11 protein-coding genes are annotated in these 12,569 nt (G+C 37.3%); all 11 read left to right on the forward strand.

Annotated elements, in window-relative coordinates:
- The 11 genes from pglF (at position 1) to N0B29_RS10585 (ending at position 12,541) form a co-directional block, all read left to right on the forward strand.
- The gene (gene pglF / locus N0B29_RS10535; RefSeq protein WP_263833686.1) at positions 1-1,731 is read left to right on the forward strand and encodes a UDP-N-acetylglucosamine 4,6-dehydratase (configuration-retaining); all 1,731 of its coding nucleotides are present in this window, start codon (positions 1-3) and stop codon (positions 1,729-1,731) included.
- 8 nt (positions 1,732-1,739) lie between these two features.
- A complete protein-coding gene (locus tag N0B29_RS10540; RefSeq protein WP_263833687.1) occupies positions 1,740-3,887 on the forward strand; it encodes an STT3 domain-containing protein in 2,148 nt (715 codons plus the stop codon).
- A gap of 33 nt (positions 3,888-3,920) precedes the next feature.
- On the forward strand, positions 3,921-4,826 hold the full coding sequence (locus N0B29_RS10545) for a PDC sensor domain-containing protein (protein WP_263833688.1): 906 nt from the start codon (positions 3,921-3,923) through the stop codon (positions 4,824-4,826).
- The gene (gene hisH, locus N0B29_RS10550; protein WP_263833689.1) at positions 4,823-5,434 is read left to right on the forward strand and encodes an imidazole glycerol phosphate synthase subunit HisH; all 612 of its coding nucleotides are present in this window, start codon (positions 4,823-4,825) and stop codon (positions 5,432-5,434) included. Before N0B29_RS10545 ends, hisH begins: the two co-directional genes overlap by 4 nt.
- Complete coding sequence (hisA, locus tag N0B29_RS10555; RefSeq protein ID WP_263833690.1) at positions 5,434-6,156, forward strand: 1-(5-phosphoribosyl)-5-[(5-phosphoribosylamino)methylideneamino]imidazole-4-carboxamide isomerase; 723 nt, start codon at positions 5,434-5,436, stop codon at positions 6,154-6,156. Before hisH ends, hisA begins: the two co-directional genes overlap by 1 nt.
- A gap of 69 nt (positions 6,157-6,225) precedes the next feature.
- On the forward strand, positions 6,226-6,591 hold the full coding sequence (locus N0B29_RS10560; protein ID WP_041960196.1) for a chemotaxis response regulator CheY: 366 nt from the start codon (positions 6,226-6,228) through the stop codon (positions 6,589-6,591).
- 5 nt (positions 6,592-6,596) lie between these two features.
- Positions 6,597-7,424, forward strand: coding sequence for a 50S ribosomal protein L11 methyltransferase (locus tag N0B29_RS10565; RefSeq protein WP_263833691.1), 828 nt, complete (start codon positions 6,597-6,599; stop codon positions 7,422-7,424).
- Entirely contained in the window at positions 7,425-9,389 is a 1,965-nt protein-coding gene (gene ftsH / locus N0B29_RS10570; RefSeq protein WP_263833692.1) for an ATP-dependent zinc metalloprotease FtsH, read from the forward strand.
- Positions 9,382-10,041, forward strand: a complete 660-nt coding sequence (locus N0B29_RS10575; protein WP_263833693.1) for a phosphatidylserine decarboxylase — start codon at positions 9,382-9,384, stop codon at positions 10,039-10,041. Before ftsH ends, N0B29_RS10575 begins: the two co-directional genes overlap by 8 nt.
- Entirely contained in the window at positions 10,031-10,768 is a 738-nt protein-coding gene (pssA, locus tag N0B29_RS10580) for a CDP-diacylglycerol--serine O-phosphatidyltransferase (RefSeq protein WP_263833694.1), read from the forward strand. Before N0B29_RS10575 ends, pssA begins: the two co-directional genes overlap by 11 nt.
- Before the next feature lie 213 nt (positions 10,769-10,981).
- A complete protein-coding gene (locus tag N0B29_RS10585; RefSeq protein ID WP_263833695.1) occupies positions 10,982-12,541 on the forward strand; it encodes a 2-isopropylmalate synthase in 1,560 nt (519 codons plus the stop codon).
- Positions 12,542-12,569 lie beyond the last annotated feature (28 nt).

Below are 12,569 nucleotides of genomic sequence, written 5' to 3' on the forward strand. Positions count from 1 at the left end.
ATGAGAGTATTTGATAAAAGAATTTTAAATCTTTTTGTGATTATTGCTCTTTCATTTGTAACGTTTGCATGGACATTTTGGATTTTTCATGAAGAAATGGCTTATAAATTTATAGGTATTGTTACTGCTGTTCGTATTATTGCTTCAACATTGCTTTTTAAAGATTATTCTCTTTCGTGGTCAAAAGTGACTCAAAAGACTTTTTTACTGAAAAGTTTTGTCTATATTGTGGCATTTTGTGTTTATGCCCCTTTGTATTATGGTCATTTGCGTCTTTCATTTATGCTTTCTGAGCTTTTTTTGTATTTATTTGCCATAAATTTTTCTATGTATTTATACTATTTGCTTGTCAATCGAAGCCGAATGCAAAAGGATAAAGTTTTAGTTATTTATGGTGCTGGGAAAGCAGGATTGAAATTAGAGGAAGAGTATCGTGATAGTGTCTATAAAATCCGTTATTTTGTTGATGATGACAAAAGGCTTCAAAAGCGAAGCATTGACAGTGTTCGTATTATTTCAAAAGATGAGTTAAAAGAAAAGCTTGGTACCAATAAATATGATCTACTTTTAATAGCCATTCCTTCGGCATCGCCTACTTGTATCAATGCAATATATGAAGAATTAAAACCCTATTTTTATGAGATTAAAATTCTTCCTTCTTTGGATGCCATTTTATCTGATACCTTTTTGTCGAATCAACTTAAAGAGATTACGGTTGAAGATCTATTGGCACGTCACCCGAAAGATCTTGATAAAGTCAAAATTTCACAGTTTATTGCAGATAAAACTATTATGATAACAGGAGCTGGAGGTAGCATTGGCAGCGAGATTGTACGTCAATGCCTTAAATATGGTGCTAAAAAACTTATCTTGATTGATCATAGTGAATTTAACCTGTATCAATTGATGGAAGAGTTAAAAAGTGACAAGCTTACGCCTATCATGCAAAGTGTTTTGAATGAACAGCTGATGGATAAAATTTTAGAAACGCATAAGCCAGAAATTGTTGTTCATGCGGCAGCTTATAAACATGTGCCGCTTGTAGAAGCTAATGTTGAAGAGGGTATTTTAAATAATGTTTTAGGGACAAAAATTTGTATCGATCTTTCCATTAAGCATGAGGTGGAAAAGTTTATCTTAATTTCAACCGACAAAGCAGTACGCCCGACCAATGTGATGGGCGCAACGAAGCGTGTTTGTGAGCTTTATGCCCAAAATGTAGATGCAAAAGAGACGAGAATCGTTGCAGTCCGTTTTGGTAATGTTCTAGGAAGTAGTGGTTCAGTCATACCAAAGTTTAAGGAGCAAATTGAGAAAGGTGGACCTATTACGGTGACGCATCCTGAAATGACACGCTACTTCATGTTAATTCCTGAAGCTTGCGAATTGGTATTGCAAGCAGGTGCTATTGGTAGCAATGGTGAACTTTTTATTTTGGATATGGGCGAGCCTGTTAAAATCGTTGATCTTGCTCAAAAAATGATAGATTTATCCAAAAAGAAAGATGTCGCGATTGAATTTACAGGGCTTAGGCCTGGCGAAAAATTATATGAAGAATTGCTGATTAATGAGAGTGATAAAAAAACAGCGTATGATTCTATTGTGGTGGCACACCAGACACGGTATGACGTCGTAAAATTGGAAAAAGATATAGAAGAACTCTTTACATGTAAAGAAAAAATAGCTAAATTACAAGAGATTGTTCCTGAGTTCAACCATAATAAAGCATAAGGTATCCCGTGAATAAATCAAGTATTTTTCAAACGACTGTTATCTATATCATTGTTGCATTTCTTTTTAGCTTTGTAGTCAGACTAATTTGGGTTTATCAATTTAGTGATTTTGAAAGTTTTAAATTTGCAGGTCAGTTTATGATCAATACCAATGATGGATATTATTGGGCTGAGGGTGCTAGAGATTTATTAAGTGGTATTACCAAACAGCATGATCTTTCGCCAATCACCCAATCAACATCATGGTTTACCTATGTAGTTGCTAAGATACTTCCAATACCCTTTGAAACCATTATCTTGTATATGCCTGCAATTTTAGGTTCCTTGATTGTTGTTCCAATCATCCTTATTGCCTTTAATTTGCGAATGCTGGAAGTGGGTTTTTTAGCTGCACTTCTTGCGTCTATTGCGGTGAGCTATTACAATCGTACAATGGTAGGCTATTATGATACGGATATGCTGATCATTGTTTTTCCAACACTGCTACTTTGGTCATTAATTTTAGCATTGCGGACGAAAGAAGAGAAATATCTTTTAATCACTGCTTTAGAGATTATTGCTTATCGCTGGTGGTACCCTCAAAGTTATTCGTTGGAGTTTTCTTACTTTGGGTTGATCTTGGTATATGTGCTTATTTCTGATCGCAAGAGCATTTTTAATTTTAAACTCTTGTCCATTATGCTCTTTGCAATGATGGGGTTACCCAATAGTATTCGTTTTATAGGTGTTGTTTTGGTTTATGCAGCATTTAAGCAAAAAAAGTGGGATAAATATCTTTGGTATATCTTTGGGATTGCTGTAGGATTGTTTTTTATCTCAGGTGGGTTAAATCCAATATGGGAACAGCTTAAAAGCTATGTTTTTAGAGATGCCATTGATGTCAATGATGCTTTATCCTTACATTTTTTCGCTGTAATGCAAACAGTACGCGAGGCAGGACAAATTGATTTTGTAACATTTGCAGAACGGATTAGTGGGCATGTTGTCACTTTTATATTCTCACTTGCTGGATATGTTTTAATGGTCAAAAAATATCCAGCGATGCTACTAGGGGTACCTCTTTTAGGGCTTGGCTTTCTAGCGTTGTGGGGAGGACTTCGTTTTACTATTTACGCCGTACCTGTGTGTGCTTTAGGCATTGCGTATCTACTTTTTACATGGAGTGCCTATATTTCACAGCTTTTTGTGAATGAGAAGCTAGGAGGTATTGTTAAGTCAAGTTTTGTCATTCTTGCAAGCTTGGGTGTTTTATACCCAAATCTTTTACATGTAATCGAGTATCGTGTTCCAACTGTTTTTAATAAAGCTGAAGTTGAGCAGTTAGATAGACTTAAAAGTGGCATAGATCGTGAAGATTATATTGTCTCATGGTGGGATTATGGTTATCCGATTCGCTATTACAGCGATGCCAAAACGTTGATTGATGGTGGCAAACATAGTGGAGATGTCAATTTCCCTGTGAGTTTTATGTTAACCAATTCACAAGAGAGTGCGGCGCGGTTAGCAAGGCTTGAGGTTGAGTATACGGAAAAAGCATTTGTAGAAGCAGAACAAAATGAGACAAAGCCTAAAAGTGAACAGAAAAAGATTATCAATAACACAGCTCAAATGACTTTAGATTACGGTTTTAAAGATGCCAATGATTTTTTAGAAGCGCTTCAAACACCTCTATCTTTACCTGATAAAACGCGTGATATTTATTTTTATCTTCCTTATCGAATGCTGAGTATTTTCCCGACAGTTGCACAATTTAGCAATATGGATGTCATGACTGGCAAGACTGTTCGCCAGCCATTTTTCTTTCAAACGAATCAATTTAAAGACAGTGGTTCAAAGCTCGATTTCAGCAGTGGTGTTGTTTTGGATAAAACAAAAGGGATGCTCAAAATTGGCAATCAAGAAGTCCCTGTGAAAAACTTTATACAAACTGCCTATACCCCTGAGTTTAAATTTGTGAAAGAGCAAAATATTGTTCATCCCGATGGACTTTTTTCAATCATCTATATGCAAGCCTATAATACCTTTCTCATTCTCGATGAAGCAATGTTTAATTCGACCTATGTTCAACTTTTTGTGTTAGAAAATTATGATGCACGATTTTTTGAACCGATTAGTTTAGAGGCTTATGCTAAAGTGTATCGGCTCAAAATTTAGTTACAATACGGAAAAAAGAAAAGGTACACCACTATGGTCATTCGTGAAATTCAGCAGTTTGCTGAGGTTAGGTCAAGAGCAAGGGCTTATTTGTGTTATCTTTTTACACGCAATATTCCAAATCGTATGCCTGAACCAAACCTTGATGTTATTACAACAAGTCTTGATAAAATTGTTCATGAAGTTGAAGAATTTGAAGCGCTTTATCTACTTAATCACAGTGGTGAACAAGTTATCAATAACATCACCGATGACCCCCATAAAAAAGGTGGTTTAGGTCAAAACCGTAGTTCAAAATCTTATTATTATCGTGCAGTGCGCGAAAAGCGTTGTGTTTTGAGCGATCCTTATCCTTCAACATTAACCAATGATTTGACTGTTACAGCATCATATCCAATTTATGATGAACAAGGTAGTTTGAAATTTGTTGCATGTATTGATGTTTCATTAGAGCATGTTCTTAAAATCGCACATCCATCTTCTTTACAATCTGCATTTGGGAAAACTTCACAAGTAATCTATACGATTTTTTCACTCTCTTTGCTTGCCATTGCGTTATTATTACTTTTTAACGGTATGCGAAGTCTTTTCATGCACGGACTTCAATTTGATCTTTTAGATATAAAGGCGATGTTTGAATCAACCATTTTAATTACCCTCTCTTTAGCCATTTTTGATCTGGTTAAAACGATCTTTGAAGAAGAAGTTTTAGGTCGTAATGAGAGGGATGAAAGTGGTGGCATGCATAAAACGATGGTGCGTTTCTTGGGTTCTATTATTATTGCCCTTGCGATTGAAGCGTTGATGCTGGTCTTTAAATTTGCTATTATTGATGCAGCGCATATCTTGTATGCAGTTTATCTAATTGGCGGTGTAACATTACTGCTCTTTGGATTGGCTTTTTATCTTAAATCAATACCCCAAAAGAGAGATTCATGATAGGTTTGGTTGATTATAATATGGGTAATCTTAGAAGCGTTACAAATGCTTTTGAGAAACTTGGTGTTGCTATTGAAATTGTTAAAAATGCAGAGGATGTATCAAAATTTGATAAGATTATTTTACCAGGAGTCGGTGCTTTCAAAGATGCGATGGATTGTTTACATGAACGTGGTCTTGATGATGCCGTTAAGGCGTTTGCAGCTTCGGGAAAACCACTTTTAGGCATTTGCCTCGGAATGCAACTTCTCTTTGAGAGTAGTGTTGAATTTGGTCAGAGTCAAGGGTTAGGGTTGATTGAAGGGGAGATCGTTAGGTTTGATACATCGCGCTTTCCTCAGCGTTTAAAGGTTCCACACATGGGTTGGAATGAGCTTTTTATAGCCAAAGATTCCCCTCTTTTTAAAGGGATGCCAAAGTCGTTTTATCTCTATTTTGTCCATAGCTTTCATGCTCAGTGTGACGAAAAATATATTATTGGGAAAACACTCTATGGGTATGAATTCCCCAGTGCGGTGCAAAAGGAAAATGTGTTTGGATTCCAACCGCATCCTGAAAAATCACATGCAAATGGATTAGCAATTTTAAAGAATTTTGTGGAGTTATAATGGATATTTTACCAGCAATCGATCTAAAAGATGGCAAAGCAGTACGTCTTACTAAAGGGCTTATGGAGAGTGCAAAGATTTACTCTAATGAGCCTTGGGAAGTAGCCAAAGTATTTGAAGAAATGGGTTCATCTTGGGTTCATTTGGTAGATTTAAACGGTGCTTTTGCGGGGGAGCCTAAAAATCTTGAGCAAATTGAAAAGATTCGCAAAAATTGCAATCTCAAAATCGAGTTAGGGGGTGGTATTCGTGATGAAGAGACCATTCGCCGTTATGTGGATTTAGGGATTGATCGTGTTATTTTAGGCTCAATTGCGTTGAAAAATCCAGCGTTTGTGAAAGAAATGGCTCAAAAATATCGTGTTGTGGTTGGCATTGATGCTATTGATGGTTATGTTGCCGTAGAAGGTTGGGCTGAGAAATCAACCATGCACGCGACTGATCTTGCGCGTGCCTTTGCTGATGTAGGCGTAGAAGCGATCATTTGTACCGATGTTGGACGAGATGGAATGCTGAGTGGTGTTAATCTTGATTTTACGCTCTCAATTGCGGAGGCTTCAGGGATTGCCACGATTGCAAGTGGAGGATTAAAAAATTTGGACGATATTATAACGTTGAAACAGAGCCATAAGGTAGCTGGTGTCATCGTGGGAAAAGCATTTTACGAGGGGAATTTAGATTTACGCGAAGCGTTTGCGTTTGTGGCTAACGAAACGCTTTAAACTAAGTTCAAAGGAAACTTGGTTAGAATTTAACCAATAGCAATAACTTAAACGATAAAAGGAGTGACATTGAAGCTGCTTGTAGTAGATGATAGCTCGACAATGCGCCGTATTATTAAAAACACATTACAGAGATTAGGTTTTAATGACGTTTTAGAAGCTGAGCATGGTGTCGAAGCTTGGCAAATTATGGAAAGAACGCCTGATATTAATGTGCTTATTACCGATTGGAACATGCCTGAGATGAATGGTTTAGATTTGGTTCGAAAAGTAAGAGCTGAGAAAAAATATGAGAGTATGCCTATTATTATGGTAACAACTGAAGGTGGTAAAGCCGAGGTTATTACAGCACTTAAAGCAGGTGTCAATAACTATATTGTTAAACCTTTTACACCGCAAGTCTTAAAAGAAAAACTCGAGGATGTTTTAGGTTAATTTGAATGGAAAAAACCTATAACGAACTTCATATAACTCCTAGTAGTGACTATCCACTTTTTCTTGATTTTATTATGAGCCTCAGCGATGAGGCTATTGAAGAAGCGGAAGGCAGCATTATTTTACGTAGTGAAGATAACTTAGAAATGCTTTGTTTTGGGGTGGAGGCTTTTGCAAAAGAGCTTTCTTTAGCTCTTGGTAAAGAGATTCATGCTGAGACTAAACTTTTGGTCAAAGAGAATGAAGATTGGATCGCACAGTATAGAAACTCTGTTCAACCTTTACATGTAAATGATTTTTACATTCATCCAAGTTGGGTAGAAGGTGTTGAGGGCAAAAAGAATATTATTATTGATCCCGCATTAGCTTTTGGCTCTGGACATCATGAAACAACGTATGGTTGTTTGCTTTTGTTGCAAAAATATATCAATAAAGATGCAAGCCTTTTGGACGTTGGTTGTGGAAGCGGAATTCTATCGATCGCGGCACGAAAATGTGGAGCGATTGTTGATTTATGCGATACGGATGAGCAAGCAACTGGGAGTGCCATCGAAAACTTTAAACTCAATCGTGAAAATTTTAATCGTATCTGGACAGGTTCGGTTCAAAAAAGAGAACAAGAGTATGATGTTGTTGTTGCTAATATCATCGCAGATGTACTCATTATGCTAGCCAGCGACTTGCAAAAAGCAGTGAAAGAAGGAGGATTGCTCATTCTTTCTGGTATTTTAGACAAGTATGTTGATAAGGTAGAACAGAAGTTTTCTTCGATGAAATTGGTCGAAAAGTATCAAAAAGAGGAGTGGTTTACACTCGTGTTACAAAGGAATTAGATGAGTCAGAACAATCAAGATAACAATAAAAACGATAAAAAAAACTTTTTCAATCAAAACCCACTTTTAATGTTTGCTATTTTTTCCATTATTGTTATCGTTTTATTTAAAAATTTTACTTCAGTATCTGATGCTGGAATTGGTGCAAATTTTGGCGCACAAAATAGTACAACTAAAAATATTAGCTATTATGAACTTAAAGAGCTGATTAAAAATAATCAAATCAATTATGTTGCTATTGGACAAACAACGATCAAAGCATTTTCGCCAGAAGGTGCTCAAAAAACAGTTTATATTGTGAAAAAAGTAGGCGAAGATAGTACTTTTATTCCTTTAATGGATGAGAAAAAAGTAGGATATGGCGGTTATAATGAATCCAATATCTTGACAGAAATTCTTTTTTCATGGGTTCTTCCTGTTTTTGTGTTTTTTGGTATTTGGATGTTTTTGGCAAACAAAATGCAAAAAAATATGGGCGGTGGCATCCTTGGAATGGGAAGTAGCAAAAAGTTGGTCAATTCTGAAAAACCTAAAGTTAAATTTGAAGATGTAGCGGGTGTTGAAGAAGCCAAAGAAGAGGTCAAAGAGATCGTTGATTTCCTCAAATTCCCTGATCGTTATATGAACTTGGGTGCTAAAATTCCTAAAGGCGTTCTTTTAGTAGGCCCTCCAGGTACGGGTAAAACGTTGCTGGCTAAAGCCGTTGCGGGTGAGGCAAGCGTACCTTTCTTCTCTGTATCAGGTTCTAGTTTTATTGAAATGTTTGTAGGTGTTGGAGCAAGTCGGGTAAGAGACTTGTTTGAAAATGCCAAAAAAGAGGCACCTGCTATTGTATTTATTGATGAGATTGATGCTATTGGTAAAAGTAGAGCAGCGAATGGCATGATGGGCGGTAATGATGAGCGAGAGCAAACCCTCAATCAGCTTCTTGCTGAGATGGATGGTTTTAGTTCTGATAAATCACCTGTTATTGTTCTTGCAGCTACGAATAGACCAGAAGTTTTAGATGCAGCGCTTTTGCGCCCAGGGCGTTTTGATAGACAAGTTTTGGTTGATAAACCAGATTTTCAAGGTAGAAAAGACATTTTAAAAGTTCACAGCGCGGACATTAAGTTGGGTAAAAATATCGACCTTGAAGAGATTGCACGTTTAACAGCTGGGCTTGCTGGAGCTGATCTTGCTAATATTATTAACGAAGCGGCACTTTTAGGTGGACGTAAAAATAAAGAGTATGTTGAGCAAATTGATCTTGTTGATGCTGTTGAGCGAGCTATTGCAGGCTTAGAGAAAAAAAGTCGACGTATCAATCCTGAAGAAAAACGTATTGTGGCATACCATGAGAGTGGTCACGCACTGATTGCCGAAACAACCACAGGCGCAAAGAGAGTCTCTAAAGTTTCGATTATTCCAAGAGGTTTAGCCGCGCTTGGTTATACCCTCAACACGCCAGAAGAGAATAAATTTTTAATGCAAAAGCATGAACTTATTGCTGAAGTCGATGTTCTTTTAGGCGGACGTGCTGCCGAAGAGGTGTTTTTAGGTGAAATTTCAACGGGTGCAGGCAATGACCTTGAGCGTGCAACGGATATTATTAAAGCTATGGTCAGCATTTATGGCATGAGTGATGTTGCAGGTTTAATGGTGCTTGAAAAACAGCGTAATACGTTCTTAAATGGCGGCACTACAAAAGACTATAGTGAAAAAATGGCTGAAAAGCTGGATGAGCATATTAAAGAGACATTGCAAGCGCGTTATGTGATTGTTAAAGAGCGTTTGGAAGAGTATCGTGAGTGTATTGAACGCATTGTGGCAAAACTCAGTGAGTATGAAACCATTGATGGGGTTCAGTTGCGTGAAGTCATTGAGGCGTATGAGGCAGAGTCTAATATTCCTTCAAAACTCAAAGCGGCACTTGTTAAACATGAGCCAAAAATTACAGAAGAACAGTCCAATAACAATGCGTAATCACTCTTATACTTCAACACAGATTATTGCAAAAGAAGGATGGAACCATAGTGTCTTGGCATTTATGGTTTTTTTGCTTGCGTATGCACTCTCTTTTTTACCATGGCTCTTCTTTATCATTTTCGTAGGGACTCTTTTTGGTTATCGAAACCCTGAACGTATTGCTGAAGAAGATGACAAACGCTCTCTTCTTGCTCCTATGGATGGCAAAATCATTGATATTTCAAAAATAAGTTTGAATGACGGTACCGAAGCATTACGCATTGTGATTCGAAAATCATTTTTCGATGTCGGCGTATTAAGAGCACCCATTGATCTGGATATCGTGAATGTTAAAAATCGCTTTGGACTTTTTATTTCCTCTTCTTCTCATTTATTTGAAAGCTTATGTGAACGAAAAGGTGTTACATGTAAAAGTGAATTTGCACCGATTAAACTTGTCATGAGTGCGGGTTTATGGGCGCATAAGATTACACTGTTTCAAAAAGCCAGTACTTTTAAGTCTGGCGAACGATTGGGTTTTTTAAGAGATGGCGAAGTAGCACTTTTACTTCCCTTGGATACACGCGTAAAAGTTTCACTTAATGATGATGTAAAAGCTGGAAATAGCATTTTAGGCTATCTTTCATATAAGGATAAAGATGACAAATAACAGTGGCAATAAACTTCAATTGATCTATATTTTTCCCAATCTCTTTACAGCAGCAAGTGCTTTTTTAGGGGTGATTAGCATTATAGCTTCAACAAATGGAGAATTTGAGAATGCAGCTGTTTATATTTTGCTCTCTTTAATTTTTGATGGTCTTGACGGAAGAGTTGCACGTATGACAAATGCGACGAGTAAATTTGGTGCTGAGTTTGATTCTTTAGCAGATATTGTTGCTTTTGGGGTCGCTCCTGCCATGCTTTTTTACTTTAGTGTAGGTCACATGTATGGAAAATTAGGTTCTTTATTATGCGCTATGTATGTTGTTTTTGGCGCTATTCGGTTGGCACGCTTTAATGTAATGATTGGTGTCTCTGAGCCTTCAGTATTTATCGGTGTTCCTATCCCTACCGCGGCTGTTGTTGTCTCTATGTGGATTTTGTTCTATCGTGAGCATGCCTTTTTTCAAGGCTTTGAATGGATTATGCTCTTAGGTATGGGGTTAATCTCTCTTTTAATGGTGAGTAATATTCGCTATCCAAGCTTTAAAAAGATCGATATGAAAAAAGGGCACATCATTAAAGTCTTAGTTTCTTTAGTCATTGTTTTTTCTTTTTTATATATTTATCCTATTAAAGCGGGTACATTTTTAATTACAGCCTATTTGGCTTATGGGCTGATTCGTGGTATCTATAATTTTGTCGTTGCAAAATCTCATAAAAATTTAGTATAATACGACCACTTTGAGGGGAGAAACTTCTTTACCTCAAAGTATTTTGAATAAAGGAGAAGCGATGAACAGCGTAGATATCGGCATTATGAAATCTATAAAAATTTTACCCAAGATAGAGATCAAAAACGCTCTCCTGCAAAACCTCCTCTCCCTCTAATCCTTTTTTTCATTTATAACTTTTTTTTCAAATAAAATCCATAAGGAATAAACACTATGAATAACAATAAAATTATAATTTTTGATACCACATTACGTGATGGAGAACAGAGCCCAGGGGCATCTATGAATACTGAAGAGAAGATTCAGATTGCATTGCAGTTACAAAAGTTAGGCGTTGATGTCATTGAGGCAGGTTTCGCCGCGGCAAGTCCAGGCGATTTTGATGCCATTGCACGTATTGCAGAAGCGGTGACAAAAAGTCGTATTTGCTCCCTTGCGCGCGCACTAGATCGTGACATTAAAGCAGCAGGAGAGGCTGTTTCAAAAGCAAAAATGAACCGTATTCATACTTTCATTGCAACCAGTCCGATTCACATGCAGTACAAGCTTAAAATGACACCTGATCAAGTCATCAAAAAAGCAGTTGAAGCTGTTCAGTATGCTAAAACATTTTGTGATGATGTCGAGTTTAGCTGTGAAGATGCTGGACGTAGCGAAGTGAGTTTCATGAAAGAAGTTTTAGATGCCGTCATCAATGCGGGAGCTACAACGCTAAATATCCCAGATACGGTTGGGTACCGCTTACCAACGGAAATGGGGGCTATTATTAAGTCTTTGCATGATTTTGTAGGAGATCGTGCGATTATTTCCGTACACAATCATAACGATTTAGGTCTTGCTGTTGCAAACTCTTTGGCATGTATTGAAAACGGTGCGCGTCAAGTTGAGTGTACGATCAATGGATTGGGTGAACGTGCAGGAAATGCCGCTTTAGAAGAGATCGTTATGGCACTTCGTACGCGCAAAGATCATTTTAATGGTTATGAGACAAACATTAACATTAAAGAGATTTATCCAACCAGTAAATTGGTCTCTTCCATTACAGGTATTGAGCCTCAACCAAACAAAGCTATCGTCGGTAAAAACGCTTTTTCTCATGAAAGTGGTATTCATCAAGACGGTGTTCTTAAACATACAGAAACGTATGAGATTATGAGTGCGAAAGACATTGGACTTGATAAAAATTCGATTGTACTTGGAAAACATTCAGGCCGTCATGCCTTTAAAGACAAGCTTAATACTTTGGGCTATGAGCTTAAAGATGAAGAAATTAACGAAGCCTTTGATCGTTTTAAAATTTTAGCAGATCAGAAAAAAGAGATTTTTGATGACGACTTACGTGCATTGGTTGCCGAAGAGATTACAAAAATTCCTCAAATTTTTGACTTGGTGAGATTGCAACTCTCTGATTGTGCGCCAGGCGGTGTTCCGAGTGCTGCTGTGACTATTTTACATGAGGGTAAAGAGATAACCGATGCAGCTATTGGTAATGGAACAATGGATGCCATCTTTAAAGTGATTGATCGTGTGTGTGGTGTGAGTGGTGAGTTAAAAGACTATAAAGTGGACGCTGTCTCACAAGGTAAAGATGCGATGGCAAGAGTGCTTGTTAAAGTCGTATTTGATGAGAGTAAACCTGCGATTATGGGACATGGTCTCAGCGTCGATACAATGCTTGCTACGGCTAAAGCGTATATTGGTGCGCTGAATAGTTACATGTCAATGAAAGAGCGTTTGAGATCGGTTAAAACAAACGAAGAAGAGGGTATATAACCTCTTTATCATCTTTACATGTAAAGGC

Source organism: Sulfurospirillum oryzae (assembly GCF_025770725.1).
In the GTDB taxonomy this organism is placed as follows: Bacteria; Campylobacterota; Campylobacteria; order Campylobacterales; family Sulfurospirillaceae; genus Sulfurospirillum; species Sulfurospirillum oryzae.